The 23,043-nt window shown below is 52.4% G+C and carries 17 protein-coding genes and 1 tRNA gene; 12 read left to right on the top strand and 6 right to left on the bottom strand.

Annotation, left to right across the window (positions count from 1 at the left end):
- Positions 1-137 precede the first annotated feature (137 nt).
- The 3 genes from ACZ5PT_RS00170 to ACZ5PT_RS00160 form a co-directional block, all read right to left on the bottom strand.
- A complete protein-coding gene (locus tag ACZ5PT_RS00170; protein ID WP_464264789.1) occupies positions 138-1,007 on the bottom strand; it encodes a chemotaxis protein CheX in 870 nt (289 codons plus the stop codon).
- A 35-nt stretch (positions 1,008-1,042) separates the two neighbouring features.
- Positions 1,043-1,402, bottom strand: a complete 360-nt coding sequence (locus ACZ5PT_RS00165; RefSeq protein WP_464264788.1) for a response regulator — start codon at positions 1,400-1,402, stop codon at positions 1,043-1,045.
- Between the two features lie 114 nt (positions 1,403-1,516).
- Positions 1,517-2,356 carry an MBL fold metallo-hydrolase gene (locus ACZ5PT_RS00160; RefSeq protein WP_464264787.1) on the bottom strand — a complete coding sequence of 280 codons (840 nt, stop codon included), beginning with the start codon at positions 2,354-2,356 and terminating at the stop codon, positions 1,517-1,519.
- Between the two features lie 62 nt (positions 2,357-2,418).
- Between ACZ5PT_RS00160 and ACZ5PT_RS00155 the strand changes: the two genes are divergently transcribed.
- Together ACZ5PT_RS00155 and galE are read left to right on the top strand one after the other, a co-directional pair.
- A tRNA-Arg gene (locus tag ACZ5PT_RS00155) sits at positions 2,419-2,495 on the top strand.
- 783 nt (positions 2,496-3,278) lie between these two features.
- On the top strand, positions 3,279-4,292 hold the full coding sequence (galE, locus tag ACZ5PT_RS00150) for a UDP-glucose 4-epimerase GalE (RefSeq protein ID WP_464264786.1): 1,014 nt from the start codon (positions 3,279-3,281) through the stop codon (positions 4,290-4,292).
- Positions 4,293-4,365: 73 nt separating this feature from the next.
- On the opposite strand, the gene ACZ5PT_RS00145 is transcribed toward galE, so the two are convergent.
- The gene (locus tag ACZ5PT_RS00145) at positions 4,366-4,542 is read right to left on the bottom strand and encodes a hypothetical protein (protein ID WP_464264785.1); all 177 of its coding nucleotides are present in this window, start codon (positions 4,540-4,542) and stop codon (positions 4,366-4,368) included.
- Between the two features lie 227 nt (positions 4,543-4,769).
- On the opposite strand from ACZ5PT_RS00145, the gene ACZ5PT_RS00140 reads away from it, so the two are divergent.
- From ACZ5PT_RS00140 to ACZ5PT_RS00095, 10 genes are all read left to right on the top strand, one after another.
- Positions 4,770-6,116, top strand: coding sequence for a PAS domain-containing sensor histidine kinase (locus ACZ5PT_RS00140; protein WP_464264784.1), 1,347 nt, complete (start codon positions 4,770-4,772; stop codon positions 6,114-6,116).
- Positions 6,117-6,123: 7 nt separating this feature from the next.
- Positions 6,124-8,337 (top strand): ATP-binding protein, encoded by a 2,214-nt coding sequence (locus tag ACZ5PT_RS00135; RefSeq protein ID WP_464264783.1) that lies wholly within the window; start codon positions 6,124-6,126, stop codon positions 8,335-8,337.
- Between the two features lie 199 nt (positions 8,338-8,536).
- Positions 8,537-9,355 (top strand): response regulator, encoded by an 819-nt coding sequence (locus ACZ5PT_RS00130; RefSeq protein WP_464264782.1) that lies wholly within the window; start codon positions 8,537-8,539, stop codon positions 9,353-9,355.
- Between the two features lie 61 nt (positions 9,356-9,416).
- Positions 9,417-10,757 carry a response regulator c-di-GMP phosphodiesterase, NosR family gene (gene nosR / locus ACZ5PT_RS00125; RefSeq protein ID WP_464264781.1) on the top strand — a complete coding sequence of 447 codons (1,341 nt, stop codon included), beginning with the start codon at positions 9,417-9,419 and terminating at the stop codon, positions 10,755-10,757.
- Positions 10,758-10,824: 67 nt separating this feature from the next.
- A complete protein-coding gene (locus tag ACZ5PT_RS00120) occupies positions 10,825-11,946 on the top strand; it encodes a response regulator (protein WP_464264780.1) in 1,122 nt (373 codons plus the stop codon).
- 21 nt (positions 11,947-11,967) lie between these two features.
- Positions 11,968-13,245, top strand: a complete 1,278-nt coding sequence (locus tag ACZ5PT_RS00115; protein ID WP_464264779.1) for a PAS domain-containing protein — start codon at positions 11,968-11,970, stop codon at positions 13,243-13,245.
- Positions 13,242-16,661: an ABC transporter substrate-binding protein gene (locus ACZ5PT_RS00110; protein ID WP_464264778.1), complete on the top strand. Its 3,420-nt coding sequence runs from the start codon at positions 13,242-13,244 to the stop codon at positions 16,659-16,661. The genes ACZ5PT_RS00115 and ACZ5PT_RS00110 overlap by 4 nt, the downstream gene beginning before the upstream one ends.
- A 1-nt stretch (position 16,662) precedes the next feature.
- A complete protein-coding gene (locus tag ACZ5PT_RS00105) occupies positions 16,663-17,100 on the top strand; it encodes a response regulator (protein WP_464264777.1) in 438 nt (145 codons plus the stop codon).
- 36 nt (positions 17,101-17,136) lie between these two features.
- Entirely contained in the window at positions 17,137-19,842 is a 2,706-nt protein-coding gene (locus tag ACZ5PT_RS00100) for a PAS domain-containing protein (protein WP_464264776.1), read from the top strand.
- Entirely contained in the window at positions 19,839-21,098 is a 1,260-nt protein-coding gene (locus ACZ5PT_RS00095; protein ID WP_464264775.1) for a sensor histidine kinase, read from the top strand. The genes ACZ5PT_RS00100 and ACZ5PT_RS00095 overlap by 4 nt, the downstream gene beginning before the upstream one ends.
- A 26-nt stretch (positions 21,099-21,124) precedes the next feature.
- Here ACZ5PT_RS00095 and ACZ5PT_RS00090 read toward each other — a convergent pair whose 3' ends face one another.
- Both ACZ5PT_RS00090 and ACZ5PT_RS00085 read right to left on the bottom strand, forming a co-directional pair.
- Positions 21,125-21,970: an MBL fold metallo-hydrolase gene (locus tag ACZ5PT_RS00090; protein ID WP_464264774.1), complete on the bottom strand. Its 846-nt coding sequence runs from the start codon at positions 21,968-21,970 to the stop codon at positions 21,125-21,127.
- Positions 21,967-23,040 carry an aminopeptidase gene (locus ACZ5PT_RS00085; protein ID WP_464264773.1) on the bottom strand — a complete coding sequence of 358 codons (1,074 nt, stop codon included), beginning with the start codon at positions 23,038-23,040 and terminating at the stop codon, positions 21,967-21,969. The genes ACZ5PT_RS00090 and ACZ5PT_RS00085 overlap by 4 nt, the downstream gene beginning before the upstream one ends.
- Between the last annotated feature and the right edge of the window lie 3 nt (positions 23,041-23,043).

Here is a 23,043-nt window from a genome sequence, read left to right as displayed (position 1 = left end):
GCCGATATCGAGCCCGATTGAGGCGCCAACAACGGAAACCAAGTAAAATCCCATCAGCCCCCCTGGAGCTCAACAGTACCAGCCGAATAAACTGCCGATCGATACTGTCACCATCAACACCAACGGTTTAAGCATGACTAGTTCTCAGGAACGAAAATCGTCAGTTCGAAAACCTCTCCATCGGACAGGTAGATCGGAAACATCAGGCCGGTGTGGTCCTGCGGAACATTGATGCCAGTATTGCTGTCAGTGCGCATCTCCGGTGGTGTTATGTCGATGCTGTGGCCTAACTGCGCTGCTTTGGCGGCGATATTGCCACAGACGATATTGATGAATTCCTTGACCGAATCATCCAGCACTTCGATCGATTCATTCTCTACCGATTCTTCATCGAGGATCGCTTTGGCCACCAGGTTGCGGGTGCTTTCCGAAACGGAAAGCAGGTAGCGCGCACTGACGGAACCAGAAAAGCCCATCTCGGCAATGATTGGACGTCTGGGTAGTTTCTTGATGATCGTGCAGGGACCAGGGCGGAAAGAGATTCCGGCAACGCGCGTCAGCATTTTATAGGTCAGGTCGGCGACCATTTCCCAGATCGGCTGATGAGGGACTCCAGCCGGGATTTCCACCTTCTCGGAAACATAAGCCAGTTGGTCCTGCTTGAATTCTTGCAGATAGTTTTCCAGCTCCTGCTCGGAGAGGGCACCGACCTTGATCAGCGCTTCACCGATGTAGAGGTGGCTGTTGCGCTGCCGGGTGAGGACCTGCTGAACCTGATCGTCGCTAATGACCCCTAATTTGACGGCCATGTCGCCGAAATGCAGGTCTTCACTGCGCTGCGCCTGATGAACCCGGGCAACATCAGCGACTGTCATCAAACTCATTTCGATGACCATTTCGCCGAATTTCAGGTTCGTTTTTTCCTGCAAGTCGACGGCTTGTAGCAGGGCCATCCGAGTAACTGCACCCTTCTCAATCAGGAATTGACCAAAGAATTTGACTGCCATTGCTATTCATTCTCCCTTATCGACCGCAAGGTTGCTTACAGTCGCCGTAACATTTCTAGGACGGAATCTTTCTCGAACGGCTTCGAAATGACGTCTTTTGCGCCGAGCCGGATCGCTTCGGTGTACTTGTCACCGACGCCGCCGAGAGATGTGACCATGATTACATTTAGTCCAGGAGTGAGTTGCATCAGGTTGCGCAGGGCTGTCAGACCGTCCATAACCGGCATGTTCATGTCCATACAGACGATGTCGGGCTTGTGTTGCTGGCAGAGTTTTATCGCTTCTGCCCCGTTGCGCCCTTGAGCAATAACATTGAATTCTTCACCACTGTTGACAATTTTTTCTAGCTGACGGGCAACAGCAATGCTGTCATCCACGATCAGAACGCTTTTCATGTTCTGCCTCCTGTTTCATTGATTTGGGCAAAAGATTAACAGAAAGTTATAAATAATCATAGAGAAAAGTAATCAACTCTAATTGATTGCCGTGAATTCCCGTTACTTATATCACTAGTTTTTTAATTGCTCGTATGCACGCTCGATATTGCCAGGAGTAAAGCTCTGGTAGCCGGGAAGCTTTTCATATTCTGGCAGCTTGAAAGTTTGTTGGGTCACTTCCAGGCTGTCTCCATTTTCAATATGGCGGAGAACTTCGGTCAGGAACTCTTTCAGGTAGTTCTGGAAGATGTTGAGATCCCTGGGAGTGCCGATCAGGCCGAATCCGGGGATGATTTTATCCGCCGGCAGTGCCGCGAGTCCCTCAACGACATGCGCCCAGTCGCGCAGGGAGCCGGCACCGAGAAAACCGACGCTGTTGAAATATAGCAGGTCGCTGGTAAACAGAACCTTGCTTTGCGGGACATAGGCGATCATGTCGCCATCGCTGTGTGCCGGGCCGACATTGGTGAGTATCAGGGTTCTTTCGGTGCCCTCAAAGGTCAGCCCTTCCTTAAAGAAGGTCAGCGGATTTTCCAGCTGGCGCGGCTCCTGTTTCATGATCAGGCGGGTGTCAATGGTCATCGCCAGATCTGCCCTGGCTGGAAAATCGAAATCGATATAGGAGTAGCCTGGGTGATGGTGGGCCAGCACAAAAGCCCGGATCGGGTTGGGGCTGACCTCCGAGGCGGCTGCAATCAGATCGTTGATCGCTTTGCGCGAAAAATGTGCCCCGCACAAGATCACCTGGGTGCCAAGGTCAACGATCATGGCATTTGAGGTCGCCGCACCACCCGGTTGGGCAAGGGCGGCAAAGACACCCTCGGCAACCTCGGTAATCCGGTAGGAATCCTGGGCGATTGCGGGCCTGACCAGGATCAAGCAAAGCAGCACGACGATGGCGTATCGAAACATAGGAATCCTTTTGATTAACAGTTGCATTGTACCTGATTGTAGAGTATATAGTACAGCCTTGTGCGCCCGTGGCTCAGCTGGATAGAGCGCTGCCCTCCGGAGGCAGAGGTCATAGGTTCGAATCCTATCGGGCGCACCAATAAAAAAATCAAACGGTTAGCGATTTATCGCTAGCCGTTTTTTTGTACCTTTTTCTGTGGCGGAACAAAGCTGCTTCTTTTTCTAGCTCTAACCTTAATCCTTCACGGCGCAAAGCTCAATTCCTATAATTCGTTGTCGCTAAGTGGTGCTCAGTTCAGGGCCTGGCTCCAAAGGTGCCGGCCCCTCTCAGAAGTTCCAGATTTATTGAACCCTACAAGGCGTGCCTTAAGGGGCGGTGCATATAATCGGGAGAATTGTAGCCGTTTCGACTTATCAGCCGTCGTTGCGGGATAAACCTCTGGGAAGTGATTGGGCCGGAGATGGGGAGTTGTCGAAGCCGGGAGAGCTTATGCGTCGGGCTTGCAGGCACATGACCTGCTCGCGGGTTCCATAATCTTTGGGAATGGTTTCTATGTGGCTTTCGCCAGCCAAGTAGCGTTTTATTTTTTGCAATACCTCTTCAATGTTTAAGATGATCTTCCGCTCGGGACAGCTGTAGCCTTCTTTGGTTAAGATAACTGAAAACAGTGGCTCTATGGAGTTGCACGCTTCTGTATCGTTGACGGATGTTCACGGGGCCTCCCGGTGGCAGGAAATAATTGACATAGCATTAAGTTGATGTAACCTAGGAGGCGGTAAACCTATTCTCTGGATATCTACTTCGCTCTACCAATAAATCGGTGTTCGTTAATTCTTCAGTTTTTATCCACGGGAAACACGAAAGACACTGAATATGTGTCGGTGAGGGTGGCTTTTTTATTTGTGGTTTGGAGGTGTGGGGATGAGGATTTTGGTTACGGGGGGAGCGGGGTTTATCGGTTCACATACGACCGTTGAGCTTTTGCAGTCGGGTGTAGAGGTTGTCATCGTCGATAACCTGTCGAACAGTTCTGCGGTGGCTCTTGAGCGGATTGCTGAGATAGCCGGAACAGTTCCCCCGTTTGTTCAGGCTGATATCTGTGATCGCGAGTCGCTGCGGAATATCTTCAAGCAGCATCAACCTGAGGCAGTGATTCATTTTGCTGGGCTTAAGTCGGTCGGCGAATCGGTTGCCATGCCGCTGGCTTACTACCAGAACAATGTCGCCGGTACTGCCACCCTCTGCGAAGTGATGGCTGAGTTCGGTTGTAAGCAGTTGGTGTTCAGTTCTTCGGCCACGGTTTATGGCGATCCAGAGACATTGCCGATTACTGAAGATGCACCCACCGGCGCGACCAACCCCTACGGCCGCACCAAGCTGTTTATCGAGGAGATGCTGCGCGATCTGCATGCCTCCGATCCGCAATGGCGGATCGCCATCCTGCGTTATTTCAACCCGGTCGGTGCGCACCCCAGCGGGCGTATCGGCGAAGATCCTGCTGGCATGCCGAATAACCTGTTCCCCTTTATCACCCAGGTTGCCATCGGCCAGCGTCCGCAACTGTCGGTCTTCGGCGACGATTACGATACCGTCGACGGTACCGGCGTGCGCGATTACATCCATGTCGTCGATCTGGCCATCGGTCACCTCCGCGCCCTGGAACGTCTCGCCGCCGCACCCGGGCTGGTGACCTGCAACCTCGGCACCGGTCAAGGCTACAGCGTCCTCGAGATGGTCGCCGCGTTAGCCCACGTCGCCGGTCGTGAGGTGGCGTACCAGATTGAACCGCGCCGCGCCGGCGATATAGCCGCCTGCTATGCCGATCCTGCCTATGCCAAACAGGAACTGGACTGGCAAGCCGAGCGCGGTCTGGAAGAAATGTGTCAAGATGGTTGGCGTTGGCAGCAGGGGAATCCGCAGGGGTATAAGGGGTAGACAGGGACTGGCTCCGCAGGTTCCTGTTCCTCTGGTTACATTAAATCCTCAATAAGTGATTAATCCAGAAATATCAGCGTTTAATTTGAAAAGTTGCTGAGACAATTTGACTAGCCACCGCCGTTGTGGATACCTGGCCGAGTTGATAGGTATCGGCAATTTTCTTCTCTTTCAATATCTCCCGGTTAGATGAAAAAAACGATAAGACACTGTTCTGGGTGTTGGCAACCCGTTGGTGCTCGATTGCCATCGAGGCTGTTTTATTTGAATTCATAGCTCAGAGTTGACTTGGAATCCAGTAGTGTTTTGGTGGTAAAGATGTAATCATTTGTTAAGCTTAACTCGTATGCAAAAATCGCTATGATTTTGCTGCTTGGTGAGCGGCAGGCGGTTGCTCGGCGGGGCTCATCCCATGGCCCTACGGCAGGACTTTGAAGTAGCGTAGCGCGAAGCATTTCTTGCGTGATAGGGATGATGATGAGCGAAGACGGACCGCAGAACAATCTCGATGAGACGCGGCCATCAATTGACTCCTTGGTTTTGCGGTGGGTCATTGAGCAGAACCCTGCATCCATTTTGATAACCGACCCGGACGGAGCGATTATTTATGTCAATCCACGTTTCTGCGAGTTGAGTGGTTATCGTTTCAATGAATTGCTTGGCCAGAACCCGCGAATTTTGAAAGGGGGCGATGGTCACACCGATTATCGGCAGATGTGGGAGGTGCTGACGGCGGGAAAACAGTGGCGAGGGGAATTTCATAACCGCAAGAAGAATAACGATTTCTACTGGGAGTTGGCATCTATCTCGCCGATTCTTGATCCGCAGGGCAACATTACCCATTTTCTTGCCATTAAAGAAGACATTACTGAGCGGAAGCAGGTCGAAGAACAATTGCAACAGACCGTTGCTCGGGCAACTCAAATGGCGGCTTCTCTTGAGTTTAAGAACGCAGAAATTGATCAGCAGCGCCAGGAGCTGGATACCGCTTACCGCGAATTGAAGTCCACCCAGTCGCAGATGTTACAACGGGGAAAAATGGCGTCCATCGGGCAATTGGCGGCCGGGGTGGCGCATGAAATCAATAATCCGATCGGCTTTGTCAGCAGCAACTTGCGCAGCCTGGGCAAATATAATCAACGCTTGGCTGCTTATATCGCTTTGCTGGAGAAGGCGTTAACGGGCAGTCCGGCCTGGAGTGCTCTACAGAGCGAACGGAAAAAGATCAAACTTGATTTTCTTTTGGAAGACAGGGTCGATTTGATTGAGGAATCGCTTGACGGTTCCGAACGGGTGCGGAAAATCGTACAGAACCTGAAAACGTTTTCTCGGATTGATCAGGGGGGCGAACAGGCGACCGATTTGAACGAATGTCTGGAAAGTACCATTGCCATCGTCTGGAACGAAATCAAGTACAAGTCTCAACTGGTCAAGAACTTTGGCGAACTGCCCGACTTGCTCTGCAATCCGAGTGAATTGACCCAGGTTTTTACCAACATTCTGGTTAATGCCGCCCAGGCGATAGAAAGGGACGGTCTGATCAACGTCAGCAGCAGTTGCGCTGGGGGAAATATCATTATCACGATAGAGGATAATGGCAGTGGCATCAGTGAAGAGAATCTTTCGCGTATCTTTGAACCGTTTTTTACCACCAAAGAGGTTGGCAGGGGGACCGGGTTGGGAATGAGCATCAGTTATGAGATCGTCAAGAAACATGGGGGGGATATCCAGATTCAGTCGGTCGTCGGTGAGGGGACCTGTTTTACCCTGGTTTTCCCGTTGCAGAGAGATCCTGCCAACCCGCCCGGTGCGGCGAAGGAGTGATCAGCCTATGTTGCGGATGGTGAAACAACGGATCAGCCTGAAAATGACCTTGACGCTGGTGACCTGCCTGGCGGTGATCCTCGGCCTGTTGAGCCTGTATGTGATCGACAGCCGTCAGCAGGCCATCGAGCAGGAATTGATCGCCAAGGGGCGGATGGCGGCCTTGGTCGGTGCGCAGACTTTCAGTCAGTTTCTGGAAGAAACCGTCGTCGATGGCCACTTGACAGAGGCAGAAATCTTCGATGAAAACTATCAGCTGATCACGACCGGGCCCCTGTCGGGAGCGAAAATCCCCAAGTATCATACGCTCTATGATCGCTATCTGGATTCGCGCATCCGGACCATTGAGGATGCCTTTCTGACCGATAATATGGTGGTTTTTGCCGTGCTGGTCGATCGTAACGGCTATCTGCCGACCCACAACAGTGTCTACTCAAAGCCGTTGACCGGTGACCCGGAACAGGACCGGGTCGGCAATCGAACCAAGCGGCTGTTCAACGATCCGGTCGGACTTGCTGCCGGCCGCTTTCAGGGCGGGGCTGACGAGCCGGTTTTGAAGCAGATCTATCCGCGCGACACCGGGGTGCTGATGTGGGATCTGACCGCTCCGGTTTTTGTTAAAGGGCGGCACTGGGGCGGTTTTCGGATCGGTTTCTCGATGGAAAAGACCGAAGCCAGTATCGGGAATCTCCGGCAAACCGTGGTCTTTGCTTCGCTTGGGGCGCTGATTGTCTGCGCCCTGGTGATTATGTTTTCGGTCGGGAAATACACCCGGCCGTTGCAGGAATTAACCGGTGCCGTGCAGGCGGTCGCCAGCGGGCGGCGCAAAGAAAAGATCGACCTCCAGTCGAGCGATGAAATTGGCGTCCTGGTCGCGGCTTTCAACCAGATGAGCGATACCCTGGAACAGACCACGGTCTCACGTGATTTTTACGACATGCTGGTGCGTTCGATGCATGATCTGTTGATCGTTACGGACAAACAAGGAAGAATCGTCAGCGTCAATCAGGCTAGTTGCGGAGTGCTGGGTTATGACGAAGATGCTCTGCTCACCCTTCAGGTCCAGAATCTGGTGGTCTTACGCGACGATAACCATGATTGGTTCGCCCAGCAGGTTACGGTGTCCCAGAACTATATGGCCGACGTGGTGCTGAAGTCTTTTTCGGGCGATCAGGTGCCGATGGCCATGTCCTGTAGCAGGCTGGTCGATGACGATGCTACTTTAAGTGGTTTTATCCTGGTTTTACAGGATAACAGTGCGCGAATCGAGGCCGAGCAGGCCAAGTCCAAAGCGTTCGAGCAAGCCTTCAAATTCAACGAAGAACTGCGGCGGGTTAATGATGCGATGGAAGAGAAAAACCTGGAATTAGAGGGGGCCTACAAACAGTTGAAGGACAGTCAGGTACAGATTCTGCAACAGGAGAAGATGGCGTCGATCGGTCAGTTAGCGGCCGGTGTCGCGCATGAGATCAATAATCCGATGGGGTTTATCACCAGTAATATCGGAACCCTGGGTAAATATTTTGACCGAATGAAGATTTTTCTCGATCATCAGCAGAAGCTTATTGACGAGAAAACGGTCGCTGAGGATCATCAGGAGATCAAAGCCGAACGGAAAAAGTTGAAGATCGACTATCTGATCGAGGACAGTCGTGATTTGATCGAAGAATCGCTCGATGGAGCGGATCGGGTCAAAGCGATCGTGCAGAACCTGAAGACCTTCTCGCGCATCGACCAGGAGCAGGAACATGATGCGGATATCAATCAGTGCCTGGAAACCACCCTTAGCATTGCCTGGAATGAGCTGAAATACAAAGTGACTCTCGAGAAAGATTTCGGTTCCTTGCCATTGCTGAAATGTTATCCACAGAAACTCAATCAGGTGTTTATGAACCTGCTGGTTAATGGTGCCCAGGCGATCGAAGACAAGGGGATTATCAAAATCCGCACCTGGCATGAGCAGGACGATATCTTTGTTTCCATCAGTGACACCGGTAGCGGCATTGCCGAAGAGAATCTAGTTCGTATCTTCGAACCCTTTTTCACCACCAAGGAGGTTGGTAAAGGGACCGGCTTGGGGATGAGCATCTCCTACGAGATTATCAAAGAACACGGTGGTGAAATTACGGTTGCCAGTACCGTTGGGGAGGGAACCATCTTTACCATCCGCTTGCCGCTGAACACGCAGCAAGAGGGCTCGGCACGAGAGACCGATGACTGAAAAAGTACCGAGCAGTTTTCCGCTGCTGGCCGACTCAACGCCAGTCTGTCTGTTGCTTGATGCCGATCGGCAACTGATTGGGGGATGAGTCTCGCTTATTATAGTCAAAAAGCACGGTGGGGATTTACTGGAGAGCGAAGAGGGCCAGGGGATAACATTTACGCTGGTCCTGCCTTATGGAAGAGGAGAGTGAATTACAATGGGTGAGATGATTAAAATCCTCTGTGTCGATGATGAACCGAATGTGTTGAAGGCGCTGCGTCGACTGTTTATGGATGAGGATAATTACGACATCATGATCGCTGAATCGGGGGAAGAGGGGCTGGCAATTCTGGCCGACGAACCGGATATCCGTCTGGTGGTGTCCGACTACCGGATGCCGGGGATGAATGGTGTGGAGTTCCTGTCCCAGGTTTTTGAAAAGTGGCCCGACACCATCCGTATTGTGCTTTCCGGTTACGCTGATACCGCCGCTGTGGTCGAAGCGATCAACCTTGGGCAGATCTATAAATTTATTCCTAAGCCCTGGAATGATGAAGAACTGAAAACGGCAATCTCGACAGCTCTGCAGCATCAGGAATTGCAGGTACAGAACAATCGGTTGAACGAGGAATTGCAGAAAAAGAACCAGCAACTTGAAGAAATCAACGCAAAGCTGGAGCAGCTGGTCGAACAGCGCACCGAAGCCCTTGAAATTCGCAACCGGGTCCTGCAGATCTCTCAAGGGGTGCTCGATGTCTTGCCGGTGGTGGTGTTTGGTATCGATCCTGAGCAAATGATTGTTCACTGTAATGATTATGCCCGGGACCTTTTTCCTTATAGTGGGATGGGGCCGCTGGGCAATGATCGGCGCGAGGTTTTCCCCCCGGAGGTCAATCAGTTGATCGATCGCCTGGAAACCGAGCGGGCTCCGAAGGCCTACTTGGACGTGCATGGTCGAAGCTATCGTGGGCAAGTCAACCGGTTGCACGAAACCCTGACGCGAGGGGTGGTGTTGGTGCTGATTCCGGAGGGATAACAGGGCGAGGGGCTGAAGCGGTAATAAATTGATTTAGGTCGCCCCATAGAAGGAGCTGGACATGAGTAATGAAATCCCTGTCGATGCCATCATCAAGATTCTGCTGGTCGACGACGAAGTCAATATTACCAAAGCGTTACGTCGCTTGTTGATGGAGTCTGATCAGTATGAGGTCTTCACTGCTGATTCCGGGGCTGCCGGTGTTGCCCTGCTTGAAGAGCAGCCGGATGTTGGAGTGATTATCTCCGATCAGCGCATGCCGGGGATGACCGGGGTTGAATTTCTGGCGCGCGCGCGCGAATTGATGCCGGATGCCGTCAGGATTCTGCTGACCGGTTACGCCGATATCGAAGCCTCAATAGCGGCAATTAATCAGGGGGCCGTGTTCCGTTACCTGACCAAGCCCTGGAATGATGATGAGTTGTTGCTGGTCGTTGGCGAAGCGGCGCGCGGGTTTTGGCTGGTTGCGGAAAACCAACGCCTCAATGTCCTGGTTGCCAAACAGAACACCGAGCTGCAGGATTGGAATGCCCGTCTCAAACAACGGGTCCTCGATCAGACCGCGCAGATTCGCGCCAAAAGTGATGCCCTGGCGGAAAGTAATCACCAGCTACGTGACAGTTTTGATGAGACCATCGAGGCGTTGGCCGGGCTGGTGGAAATGCGTGATCGTCGCGCCCCCGGGCATAGTCGTAATGTCGCTGCGCTGGTCACCGCCATGGCGACCCGTTTGGAAATTCCCGCCGAAGAAATGAGTAAATATCGTTCAGCTGGACTGTTGCACGATATTGGCAAAATTGCCATGTCGGACAGTTTGCTGGTGAAGCCGCGCAATGATCTGGATGAAAAGGAGCGACAGGCCTACCGAAGCCATGTGATCCGTGGTCAAGCTGCCATCGATATGGTCCCCGCCCTGCGTGATATCGGTGTTTTGATCCGCCATCATCACGAATGTTTTAATGGCTCCGGTTTCCCGGAAAAGCTAAGAGGGGAGAAAATTCCCCTTGGGGCGCGATTGATTTGTGCCGCAGATATTTTCGAGCGTCTGTTGATTCAGTACCCTGAGGCCGATGCCTTGGATGCGTCGATCAAGGCCTTGGCTCCTCAGTGGGGCAAGGCACTCGATCCGGCATTGCGGCTTGCGTTGGAAGAGGGAGCCCGTGAAGTTTACCGCCACCTCGATATCTCCGCCGAGGTGCTGGAGGCCAAGGTTTCGCCGAAGGAACTCGAAATCGACATGCAGCTGCGCCACGACCTTTATAGTGGCACCGGGGTCTTGTTGCTCAAACAGGGGACGGTTTTTGACGAAGCCGCCATCGAGGCGGTTCGGCGTTGTTTTATGATCGATCCGTTTGAACGGGAGATCTCCGTTTTGATCGATCGCAGTCAAGAAGAGTGTTGATACCACTGCGCTGTGTGGCGGCCCGAATCGATTGTCAGTAGCACCAAGTCGCGAAGGGGAGATGTGGATGAGCCGTTATTCCGAGTTGTTCCGTGCGATCTATCAGGATATCGCTGAGCGTCCCTTGCCTGAGGACTCTTCGTTCAGCTCCTTCCGCGTCCTGCTGGTTGATGACGAACCCTCGGTGCTTAAATCCCTGCGCCGGGTTTTTCTCGATGAATCCTGTGAAATTCTGACCGCGCCCGACGCCCGACAGGCCCTGCTCCTCCTCGAAGCAGAACCGATTCAACTGGTGATTTCCGATCATCGCATGCCGGGTATGAGCGGCGCTGAATTGTTGCAAGAAATCAAGCAACGCTGGCCCGATATTTTACGTATCATGCTGACCGGTTTTGCCGATATTGACGCCGTGATGAAGGTGGTTGAGGAGGTCGGCGTTTTCAAGTTTATTACCAAGCCGTGGCACGACGACGATTTGCGGATGACAATCCGCCTGGCTTTTAAGCAGTATCAGCTAGAGCATGAGAATCGGCAACTACGTCAGATCAACAAGCAGCAGTGGGGTAGTGTTAAAGATCTTTCAACCCTCTTGCACGATAATCGCGAAGCCCAGTCTAACTTGTTGCAAAAAGGTGGATTGCTCAGCGAAGAACAACTGCAGCAAGTCAAATACGAACAACAGGAAAACGAATCCTTTCTCGATGCCCTGCAACGATTGAACATTCTCACCGAACAATCGATCCGGCAGGCCTTTCAGACCCAACTCAATCTTCCCCTGGCCGATCTGGACGGTGAACCACCGACAGTGGAAATGATCCGTTTTCTGCCACAGGAACTCTGCGAACGGGGACAACTGCTGCCGCTTAAATTAGCTGGGCGCTGTCTGACCCTGGCGATGGTTGATCCTTCCGATATGGTGCTGCGCGAGCATATCGAACTGTTGACCGGTTTGCAGTTACGACCGCTGGTGACCTGTCGCTCGGCGATCGAAGCTTGTTTAGAGAGGATTGTGCCGACAGCGCCGGTGCAAAAAACGATCTCAAGTCCACAAATTCCGCAGTTGCAGGCGGGACTGGTGGCCATCAGGCAGGGGCTGGACAGTGTCGAGGATGCCTTGCAGTCCCTTTCTGCTGAACAATCGAAATGTCCGTTGTGTGGGTCTGACGTCGATCAGACCACTGCCGAATAATCGATCAAAGGACCCGAACCGATGCTCAATGAAGAAAAACGTCGCTTACTGCTGCTCTCGATCATTCTGGTGATTATCAGTATGGTTGCGACCGGTGCCGCGGTGTTTTTGCTTTATCAAGCCTCCTTTGCTGAGCGTCTCGAATCCCTGATCGTCACCGCGCAGAGTCAGGCGCGACTGATCGAGGTGGTCGCACGCCATGATCGTGAAAATAGCCAGTGGATCGTAGATGAAGTGCCCGATTATGATCCTGTTGAAGCCAGTCTGCAGCAGGTGATCGCTGCGCACGAAACCTTTAAAGGCTTTGGGGAAACGGGAGAATTTACCCTGGCGCAGAAAGTTAACGATCAGATTATCTTTCGCTTTCGTCACCATGCGGATTCAGTGACAAAACCTGCGCCGGTTTCGTTCCGCTCTACATGGGCCGAACCGATGCGTCGTGCTTTGAATGGCCGCTCCGGTTCAATGGTCGGGCTTGACTATCGTGGCAAGAAGGTGCTGGCCGCTTACGAACCGGTTAAAGGGATGAACCTGGGCATCGTGACCAAAATCGACATTTCTGAAGTCCGTCAGCCGTTCATTCGGGCGACACTGATCGCTTTTTCTCTGACCTTTGTCTTGATTATGGCGGGAGTGGTTTTATTACGCCGGACTGTCACCCCGCTGTTCAACAGCCTGCATGCAACCACCGAAGATCTAGCGGTGGAGATGGAACAGCATAAGCAGGCGCTCGCGGCCTTAAGGGAGAGTGAAGCACGCTTTCGGCAGATTGCCGATGTCGCCGAAGATGTTTTCTGGCTGGTCGAGTGCGAGAATCCCGACGAGCCGAAAGTCCTCTATGTGAATCTTATGTTTGAAAAGATCTGGCAGCGTTCGAGTCGCGATATCTTGCATAACCCGCAAATCTGGTTGGATCCCGTGCATCCCGATGATAAGGAAGAGGTTCAGACTAAGTATCTGCGCTTCCTGCGTGGCGAAGGGCCATTTGATCTCGAATTTCGACTCTGTCAGCAAGACGGGGCTATTTGTCATATTTGGGTCAAGGGTGGTTTGATTCGTGATGCCAACGGGAAAATTACTCGAGCCGCCGGACTGGCGCACGATATCAGTGCCATGAAGGTTGCGGAGGATATGGTTCAGGCTGCGAACCTGGAGTTGGAGGTCCGTGTTGAAGAGCGGACTGCCGCGTTGAATCGGACCATCAAATTGATGACCGGTCGTGAGATCCGCATGGCCGAATTGAAAAAAGAAATCGCTCAGTTGCAGGTTCAGTTGCAAGCGGCGCGGGGGGAGAAATGACACGCATCTTTTTCTGCCTATTGATCTGCTGTGCCTTGGTTGTTGCCCCAGTCTGGGCGGAACAGCCGGGGGCTTTTGCTGAGCTCGAAACGGTCAGCTTGCAATTGAAATGGAAGCATCAGTTTCAGTTCGCTGGTTATTATGCCGCCGTCGAAAAGGGTTATTATCGCGATGTCGGTCTCAATGTCGAGCTGCAGGAACGAACGCCCGGGCCGGAAAGACCCGGCGATACCGTTTTAGATGGTAGGGCCACCTACGGCATTGAGGGGACCCAACTGCTGATCAACCGCATGCAGGGGAAGCCACTGGTTGCCCTGTCGGCCATTTTTCAACATTCGCCTACGGTTGTCATGGCGCTGCAGGAGAGCCAAATAAAAACGGCAAAAGGCATGGCCGGTAAGCGGGTCATGTCTTTTGGTGGCACCGATATTGAGTTGTACGCCATGCTGTTGCAAGAAGGGGTGCCGGTCGAAAGTATCGCTTGGCAGCCGATGTCATTTGATATCAATTCACTGATTTCGGGTGAAGCCGATCTCTATTCTGGATATCTGACCAATGAACCCTTCTTCTTATCCCAGCAGCAGATTCCGATTTCGATTATCAACCCGATCAACTATGGCGTGGATTTTTACGCTGAAATCTTATTTACCAGCGAAAAAGAAATAGCAGAGCATCCACAGCGCGTCAGGGCGTTTCGCGATGCTTCTTTGCGTGGTTGGCAATATGCCGTTGAGCATCCAGAAGAGATCGTTGACCTGATTCTGCAAAAATATCGACAGGACAAAAGTCGTGAGCATTTGCTGTTCGAAGCCCAGGAAACAATAAAGCTGGTTAAGTCGGAGGTGGTCGCGATTGGCCATGTCAATCCGGGTCGTTTCCGGCATATGGCGGATATTTTGAAGCAGCTGGGGAGGATTGAGTCGACCATTGATCTGGCAGGTTTTGTTTACGATGAAACCCGCGTCGAACCACTGAGCGCAAAAGAACGGACCTGGTTACGGCAGAATCATCGGGTTCAGGTCTTTGTCGCCCATGCCCCACCACTGGTCTATGTGGATGGTGATCGGATTGAGGGGTTGGCCATCGATTACCTGAATCGGTTGGCCAGCGATTACGGTGTGCGGATTGAGTATGTGACCTCGTCTTGGGAAGAAGCGGTTACGGGGATTCAAAATAAAACCGGACCGGATGTGATCCCCCTCATCAGCCCAGATCCTGCGCGACGCGCGCAGATGGCTTTGAGTGAGCCTTTTCTTACCATGCCGTTTGTTATTTTTTCCCTGAAAGATAGTGGGTTTATCGGTCGGATTGAAGATCTCGTCGGGTTAACGCTGGCGATCCCGCGGGGCTTTTTACTGGAATCGATCCTGGCGAAAGACTATCCGGGAATCAACACGATTCTGACCGATACCATGCAGGAAGCCGTTGAACTTCTCGCGACCGGCGAGGTGGATGCCTATATCGGCAGTTTGTTGATGACCAGCCATATCATCAAGGAGATGGGTTGGGAAAATATCAAGGTTGCCGCGCCGGTACCTTTTGTCCCCTCCGAGCATGTGTTGGCGGCGCGCAACGATTGGCCAGAATTGGTCCTCTTGTTCAATCGGATTCTTCGACAGTTAACTCCGCAGGAGCATGCTGAAATCCGTCAGCGTTGGTTATCGATGCGCTACGAGTATGGTGTCACGCAAGGAGATGTTTGGAAATGGGGCGGTTTGGCAGCAGGGCTGTTTCTGCTTGGGTTCATTTTGTTTTCCTTTTGGAACCGCCGCTTACAGAACGAGATCACCAACCGTAAAACGACTGAAGTGAAGTTGGTCAATTCGGTCTTGCAGTATCAGCATCTGGTGCAGACTTTGCCGCATGGGATCATTGAAATAGATCAAGACGGGTTGATTACTTATTGCAATACACCGTTCAGCGCGATGCTCGGTTACCACCCGCGGGAGCTGTTCGGAAGAAAACTTACGACTTTGATGAGCAGCGAAGATCTTCGGCAGGTGCAGCCGATATTGCGGCCAATGGACAACGAACTGGGGCACCAGCGTTTAACCTTGCAGTTGCTCGATAGGCAGCTCAAACCGCATGCCGTTCAGTTTGATTGCGATTACAGTCAGTTCAGCGAAGGCGCTGACCAGATCGTCATTGTCACCGATCTGAGCCGTCAGGAACAGGTCGAAAAGGCTTTGCTGGAAAGTGAAGAGATTTATCGCCATACTTTTGAAAATATTCAGGCTGGCGTTGCTTATCTGACAATCGATGGTTCTTTTACCCGGGTGAACAAATATTTGTGTCGGATGCTCGGTTATTCGGCGACGGAATTATTGCAACTGGATTTTCAGCAGATTACCCATCCCGAAGATCAGCAGGTCGGTCAACAGCAGGTACATCGACTGTTGGCCCATAAAATGGAAACCTTTTCGCTGAGCAAGCGCTATCTAAAAAAAGATGGCAGTATCGTCTGGGGGCTGGTTTCGGTTGTTCTGCTGTCGCACCAGGGTGAAGCGGATCGCATTGTGGCGGTGATTCAGGATATTGACGATATAAAGCGGCAGCAGGAAGAGGTCGCTGAAAAAGCGCTCAACCTTGAATCAATCATCGGACAGAGAACCGCAGAACTGCAAAACCGCGTCACCGAGGTCGAAGAGTTGAACCAAGCGATGCTCAATCTGACCGAGGACTTGCAGGGCAGTTACCGTCAGCTTGAACAGAAAGGCGAAGAAGTTCGCGAAGTGAACCGGGAGCTGGAATCTTTTGCCTATTCCGTTTCCCACGATTTACGCGCCCCTTTGCGCCATGTCCAGGGCTTTGCGGAGATTCTTCTGGAAAGCTCCAAGGACGAACTGGCCGAGGTCAACCGCCGCCATCTGGCGACAATTATGGGGTCTGCCGACCGGATGGGAAAATTGATCGACGATTTATTGGCGTTCTCCCGGGCAGGACGCAGTGAATTACAGCTTAGACCCGTTGACACGGCGCTGATCGTTAAGGAGGTTGTCTCTGCCCTTAAGGATGTCACTGTTGGTCGGGACATCCTTTGGCAGATTTCTGCTCTACCGGTGGTCACTGGCGATCTTGCGACCCTCCGGCAGGTGTTTTTCAACTTGCTTGATAATGCGGTCAAATACAGCGCTCCACGGCAAAAAACGGAAATTCAGGTCACTTGCGAGCTGGCGGCGGAAGAGGTGGTTTTCTGTGTCAGCGACAATGGTGTTGGCTTTGATCCCGAATACGCGCACAAATTATTCGGCGTCTTTAGCCGCTTGCATCGTTCTGACCAGTTTGAAGGGACCGGAATCGGTTTGGCGAACGTTAAGCGGATCGTCAAGCGCCATGGTGGGCGGGTCTGGGCAGAATCGGAATTCGAGGCCGGCGCAAAGTTTTATTTCTCTTTGCCGAATCAGAAAGATATCTGACATGGACGATGTTAAAAGCCTGTTGCTGGTCGATGACGATGTCAATGATATCGAGCTGTTTTTGCGCGCCATGGAGCGTATCGGCATGCAAGATTCGGTGGTAACGGCTCACGATGGTGTCGAAGCGTTGGAATACCTCGCCCGACAGTCAGCGGCAACGCTGCCGAAATTGCTGGTTATCGACTTTAAAATGCCGCGCATGGATGGTTTGCATCTGGTGGAAAAAATGCAGGAAAACGCAAATTACCGCTGGATTCCGAAAGTCATCCTGACCTCATCACAGGCCCGCGAAGATGTCAGTCGCGCGTATGCCGTCGGGGCCAATGCCTATTTATTGAAGCCGGTCAGCTTTACCCAGTTTAACCAAGACGTAGAAACCCTAGCGAAATTCTGGCTGGGGATGAATTTGGTCGATCAGAGTAACGGAAAAACCTTGTAGCTGTATGCTGTATCTCGTTTTGGAGCGGTCATTTTTATGAGTAAACCCTTGCATATTTTACATCTTGAAGATAGCGAGTTGGATGCCGAGCTGGTCAGGCATGCACTGCAGGTCTCTAGCCTTCAATGTCAGATCAATTGGGTGGATAACTTTGCTGCCTATCGACAGGCGCTTGAAGAGCAGAGCTATGACCTGATCCTGGCCGACTACTCCCTGCCCGACTGTGACGGGATGAAAGCGTTTTATGCGGCTAACAGCTCCGCACCCGATACCCCGTTTATTCTTGTGACCGGTGCTCTTGGAGAAGAGTTGACCATCGATACGCTTAAAACGGGAGTAACCGACTACGTTCTGAAAACTAACTTGATCCGTCTGCAGCCGGCGGTGTTGCGTGCGATTGAAGGGGCACGCAACAACCGGGAAAAGCAGCAGGCGATGGTAGCGCTGCGTTTGAGTGAAGAACGTTTCGATCTGGCGGTCCGTGGTTCAGGGGCCGGGATCTGGGACTGGGGTGATGTTGCCAATGAGCAGATGTGGTGGTCGCCGCGAATTTACGAACTCCTTGGCTATGCGGATGGGGAAATTCCCGCCACCCGCCATCAACTGTACGAACTGACGTATCCGGCCGATATTGAGATGGCAACGGTCGCCATCGCAGAACATTTTTCAGAAAAAAAGCCGTACGATATTGAATTACGCCTGCGCCACAAGGATGGTCATCATGTTTGGTTCCGCTCACGCGGGCAGGCCATTTTTGATTCTGCCGGAAAGCCACAGCGGATGGCGGGTTACGTACAGGATATTTCCGATCGTAAGCGGGTGCAGAAAAATTTACTGGCCCGGGAAAAGGATCTTTTACGCGCCCAGGAAGTCGCAAACATTGGTTGTTGGTCACTGGACATTGACGGTGGACAGCTATTCTGGACCTCTGTGGTTTATCGCATCTTTGGTTATACTGTTGATTCCTTTGATGGCACAGTTGCGGCGTCGCTGGAGCGGGTTCATCCTGATGATTTGGCGCTGGTCCAAGACGCTTGGGATGAGGCCCTGAGCAATGGGCGTTGCGACTATGAGCACCGGTTGTTGGTCGAGGGGAAAGTGCGTTGGGTGCGCGAAGTTGCTGAAATTGAATATGACAGAGATCGGCGGCCAGTCAGAGCCATCGGGGTTGTCCACGATCTCACCGAGCAGCGGGCCGCCGAGGAAGAGCAACGCAAAACCGACGAAAAATACCGTACGATCACCGCGTCTGTTCAAGATGCCATTGTGATGATCAACGCCGCCGGACTGGTGACCTTTTGGAATCCGGCCGCGGAAAGAATCTTTGGCTACTGCCAGGCTGAAGTGCTCAATCGGGATATCCATCAGCTGCTGACTCCGGAAATGCTGCGACCGAAGGCGATGGCCGGCATGAAGGCTTTTTCCTCTACCGGTAAAGGCCCCCTGCTGGAGCAGGCGCTTGAAGTGACCGGCTTGGATTTTGAGGGCAGAGAAATCCCTTTGGAGATGTCCTTAAGTGCGGTGTGGCAGGATGGACAGTGGCAGGCGATCGGGGTGTTGCGGGATATTTCCGAGCGCAAAGAGGCTGAGTCTGAGCGGTTAGCCCTTGAGCACCAGTTACTGCAGACGCAGAAGATGGAGGCCATCGGTACGCTGGCAGGTGGCATAGCCCACGACTTCAATAATATTCTGGCTTCAATTCTCGGCTATACCTCGCTGGCTGAACAGCGCATGTTGGAGGGGAGCAGGAGCAAGAGCGATTTGCGGGAGGTGCTTAAGGCCGCCGATCGGGCCAAACAGCTGGTGCGGCAGATTCTCACCTTCAGTCGCAAGAGCGAGCTAGAAATGGAGCCGGTGGCGCTTGATCTGATTATCAAAGAAGTCCTGCAGCTGATTCGGGCTTCTTTGCCGGCCACCATCGAGGTTGAAACCGAACTGCAGGCCGAAGGAGAGGCGATTCTCGGTGATGCCACACAAGTCCATCAGTTACTGATGAATCTCTGTACCAATGCCTATCACGCCATGCCGGAGGGTGGGACTTTACGCCTTGCGCTGCATAAAACAACGCTTGCCGAGGATAATCCCTGGGGTCTTGAAGGCGGTCACTATCTGGAATTACTGGTTGCCGATAGCGGTTGTGGGATCGATCCGGAAATCATCGATAAAATCTTTGACCCCTATTTTACCACCAAGGATGTCGACACCGGGACCGGGCTCGGTTTGTCCGTCGTGCGTGGAATTGTTACCACTCTGCATGGTTTTATTGGCGTGAAAAGCACGCCTGCGGAGGGGACCTGCTTCCGTCTGTTGTTTCCCTGCTATCAAGCAGGTTTTAACGTTGAAAAGGCAGCGCTGCCAGCGGTTGTTCCTGGTGGCTCTGAGCGGATTCTGCTGGTTGATGACGAGATCAGCTTGGCAAGACTCGGCAAGGAATTTCTTGAAGAGTTCGGTTATCAGGTGACCGCCCAAACGAGCAGCTTGGCGGCTCTGCAGTTAGTCCAGGCCGAACCGGATAAATACGATCTGGTGATTACCGATCAGACGATGCCGAGGATGACCGGGATCGAGCTGGCAAAACAGTTGCGACAGGTCGCCCCGGAGCTGCCCGTCATCCTTTGTTCGGGACTGCAATATTCCCTTGAAACCGAAGGCGTTGCGGAGACCTCTATTTGCAAAGTGCTTTTGAAAACCGAGCTGATAGATTGTTTGCCACAATTGCTGCGAGAGGTTTTTGACCAATGACGCTACGGAAGAAGAATATTCTGGTTGTTGATGATGATCTCTCTTTCGGTCGCCTGATGGAGAGAATGTTGCTCGAGAATGGTTACGATTGTGTTTCGGTAACAAGTGGTCAAGAGGCTTTGGTAAAATTATCTCTCGGCTGCTTCGACCTGGTGATGACCGATATCAATATGCCGAAAATGGATGGATTGCAGTTGATCGAAAAGTTGCGGGAACAATTTATCGACACGGCAATTTTGGTCACTACCGGAGTGAGCAATCGTGAGGTAGCAAATCGGGCCTTGGAAATGGGTGCCTATGGTTACCTGCTTAAGCCTTGTGACGATTTTGAAGTTGTCATTCATCTCACCAATGCTCTGCGTCGTGCTGAGCTGGAACGGATTAATCGAGTTTATCAACAGGAATTGGAAGTACAGGTAACGAAAAGGACGGTGGCGCTGAAATTGGCCAACCAGTCGCTGGAAGAAGTAAATCAGATGTTGCGCCAGCAGGAGAAACTGGCCTCTATCGGACAGCTGGCCGCTGGAATTGCCCACGAAATAAAAACGCCGACCGGGTTTGTCGCCAGTAATTTGCTCAGTTTAAAAAAATATCAGCAGCGCATGGTCGATTACATTGCTGCCTTGCAGCGAACCGTTGATACCTCTGCGGCACCTGAAGAGCAGGCAGAGTTGAAAGCACTGGCCCGTAAGCTGAAAATCGACATGATCCTCGATGATGTCGGTGAACTGGTAGATAACTGTAGCGATGGTACCGAACGGATCAAGTTGATAATTAAGGGGCTAAAGGATTTCTCCCGGCAAGATCAGGTTAAGGAGCAAAATGTCGATTTGAATCAAGCCGTCAGGGACAGTTTGATTCTCGTGAATAATGAATTGAAGTATAAAGCCGAACTACAGCTTGAGCTGCAGGAGCTGCCGCCGCTGTGCGGTTACCAGCAACGCTTGGGGCAGGTATTTATCAATCTGCTGATAAATGCGGCACAGGCGTTTTCGCAGCGCGGAATTATCAAGGTTTCAACCCAGCTGGAACATGGCGTGGTGGTTGCGCGGATTGCCGATAACGGCTGTGGCATTGCAGAGGAGAACTTGGCGAAGATATTCGAACCCTTTTACACCACCAAGGAGATCGGTGTCGGGACCGGTTTAGGTTTAAGTATTATCAAGGAGATTGTGGCCGAGCACCAGGGAACCATTGAGGTGGAGAGCACGGTTGGCGTGGGAACCGTTTTTACGCTCCGTTTTCAGCCTCAATAGCATCGGCGTTTGTCGACCCCGCAACGTTATCCTTCAATCTGGACCTCGCACCCGACCGTGGCAAAGAAAAAACGCTCGCCAAAACGTTCGGCCAATTTTTGGGCTTGTTGCAGACCGGTACAGTGTGAGACGCCGATCCGGTCGATATCCAGAGCTTCAAGCCGGTCGAGAGTTCTTTCTAGTTGGGTTTGACTGCTGAACTTCAGATGCGTTCCTCCGAGCAGCAGGTGGATTTTCTGTTGCCCGGTGACTTTTTGGGCGTGCTCAATAATATTGAGCAGCCCGGCGTGGGCACAGCCAAGCAGGATGATCAGGCCTTTATCGCTGTCGATAAACAATGACAGGTCGTCGGCCAGGCGGTCGGTCTCCGTTTTGCCTTCTTCTGAGGTGACTACCAGATTCGGGTCGCCATTTTCAAATTCATTGTTTCTAGGGATTTCACCAGACAGTCTAATCCCGGGGACGATTTCTTGCGGGGCCGAGGCGAGCCGAAAATCCGCTCCCATTTTCTCCAGCTGTTCTTTTTGCCAGGGGATGCCGATGGCGCGCAATTGATTGCCGTTGCTGCTGTGGCGCTGCAGAAATAGGTCCGGGTGGCCGAAGACCGGGGTTTTTTCCCGCTGCTGCAAGACCTGCTGCAGCCCGCCGGTGTGGTCGAGGTGGCCGTGGCTGAGAATAACCCCTTGCAGCTGTTGCAGGTCGATGCCCAGTTTGTCGGCGTTGGACAGCAGCGTTTGCCCCCCGCCGGTATCGAACAGAAAATTCCCCTGTGCGGTCTGCAGATGGCAGGAAAACCCGTGCTCGCCCATCAATCCGGCCGGACTGACGCGCTCGATGCTGTTCTCACACAGGACAGTCAGGCGAATACTCATAGCATTTCATTCTTTCTGGCCGCCGCAAGAAAATCCGCGGTCAACCGGTCGAGGAGTTGATGGCGCCGCTGCTCCGGGAGGTTAGCGATCGATCGGCAGCGGCGATAAAATCCCTGCAAGTCATATTTTTCTTGTTTCATTGCCAGTTTAAACGCCGGGACCCAGCGATGATAACTATTAACCGAGGCGAAGCGGGCGTTATTGAGCTGACTAAACCAGGGATCATAACCTGAGTAGCCATTCCAGCTGTTGCGTAACTGCTGATAGCGTTGTCGCATGCTAGCAAAAATCTCCTGTTTTTGCTGGCGTTTCTGCTTATTCGGCAGTTGGCTGGCGTAGAGCCTTTCCAGTTTGACTCGGGTCGCCAGCAGTAGTAGATGGAATTGTCGTTGCCGCTGCTCTTGTTCCCGGTAGCTCTGTTTCATTTGTGGGTCGTCGGTCTGTTTTAACCACTGTTCGATCCCCAACTGTTCTACGGCCGAGGCATAGGACTCGTTAAAAACGGTGTCGTCGGGAACGTAAAGCTTCTGATGGGCCAGTTCGTGGAAGATCAGCTTGGCAATGGACAGGGTCGGCCAGTTGCTGAAGGTGCTCAATACCGGGTCGTCAAACCAGTTGAGGGTCGAATAGGCAGGCACGCCGACAATCGTCGTGTCGTAAACCTGCTCATCAAGACTGTGGGCGAACTGTTTGGCCTTGTCCTGCTCGAAATAGCCACGGTAGTTGACGCAACCGGCGACCGGGAAGCACCATTGCAGCGGGTCGAGAGAGAACTCTGGCGTGGCGACCACGTTCCAGACCACGTAGGGGCGATCGAGCTTGACGTAGCTCCGGTAGCTGTCATTTTCCGGCAAGAGTAATGCTTGACTGGCATAGTCACGAATTTCCGCGATCTGGCCCAGTTGCTGTTGCAGTTGTTGCGGGGTGCTTTTTTGTTTCAACAGCTCGCTGATCGATTGGCGTTTGCTCATCACCTGCAGGTGCCCGGTTGCCGAGTGCAGGTAGTAATCGAATTCGACACAGGCACACAGAGACAAGAGCAGGATGCCGGAAACGATCAGTCTTCGCATAGC

The organism is Desulfuromusa ferrireducens (assembly GCF_055389805.1).
Note: the sequence above shows the minus strand (reverse complement) of the source record. Positions and strands in the feature narration are given on the sequence as shown.

Bases quoted from the DNA above. Each gene is read 5' to 3' on its own strand.
- ACZ5PT_RS00090 (WP_464264774.1), bottom strand. From the start codon at position 21,970: ATGAGTATTCGCCTGACTGTCCTGTGTGAGAACAGCATCGAGCGCGTC.
- ACZ5PT_RS00110 (WP_464264778.1), top strand. From the start codon at position 13,242: ATGACACGCATCTTTTTCTGCCTATTGATCTGCTGTGCCTTGGTTGTT.
- galE (WP_464264786.1), top strand. From the start codon at position 3,279: ATGAGGATTTTGGTTACGGGGGGAGCGGGGTTTATCGGTTCACATACG.
- ACZ5PT_RS00085 (WP_464264773.1), bottom strand. From the start codon at position 23,040: ATGCGAAGACTGATCGTTTCCGGCATCCTGCTCTTGTCTCTGTGTGCC.
- ACZ5PT_RS00100 (WP_464264776.1), top strand. From the start codon at position 17,137: ATGAGTAAACCCTTGCATATTTTACATCTTGAAGATAGCGAGTTGGAT.
- ACZ5PT_RS00145 (WP_464264785.1), bottom strand. From the start codon at position 4,542: ATGGCAATCGAGCACCAACGGGTTGCCAACACCCAGAACAGTGTCTTA.
- ACZ5PT_RS00105 (WP_464264777.1), top strand. From the start codon at position 16,663: ATGGACGATGTTAAAAGCCTGTTGCTGGTCGATGACGATGTCAATGAT.
- ACZ5PT_RS00120 (WP_464264780.1), top strand. From the start codon at position 10,825: ATGAGCCGTTATTCCGAGTTGTTCCGTGCGATCTATCAGGATATCGCT.
- ACZ5PT_RS00160 (WP_464264787.1), bottom strand. From the start codon at position 2,356: ATGTTTCGATACGCCATCGTCGTGCTGCTTTGCTTGATCCTGGTCAGG.
- ACZ5PT_RS00095 (WP_464264775.1), top strand. From the start codon at position 19,839: ATGACGCTACGGAAGAAGAATATTCTGGTTGTTGATGATGATCTCTCT.
- ACZ5PT_RS00170 (WP_464264789.1), bottom strand. From the start codon at position 1,007: ATGGCAGTCAAATTCTTTGGTCAATTCCTGATTGAGAAGGGTGCAGTT.
- ACZ5PT_RS00135 (WP_464264783.1), top strand. From the start codon at position 6,124: ATGTTGCGGATGGTGAAACAACGGATCAGCCTGAAAATGACCTTGACG.
- ACZ5PT_RS00140 (WP_464264784.1), top strand. From the start codon at position 4,770: ATGAGCGAAGACGGACCGCAGAACAATCTCGATGAGACGCGGCCATCA.
- ACZ5PT_RS00115 (WP_464264779.1), top strand. From the start codon at position 11,968: ATGCTCAATGAAGAAAAACGTCGCTTACTGCTGCTCTCGATCATTCTG.
- ACZ5PT_RS00130 (WP_464264782.1), top strand. From the start codon at position 8,537: ATGGGTGAGATGATTAAAATCCTCTGTGTCGATGATGAACCGAATGTG.
- nosR (WP_464264781.1), top strand. From the start codon at position 9,417: ATGAGTAATGAAATCCCTGTCGATGCCATCATCAAGATTCTGCTGGTC.
- ACZ5PT_RS00165 (WP_464264788.1), bottom strand. From the start codon at position 1,402: ATGAAAAGCGTTCTGATCGTGGATGACAGCATTGCTGTTGCCCGTCAG.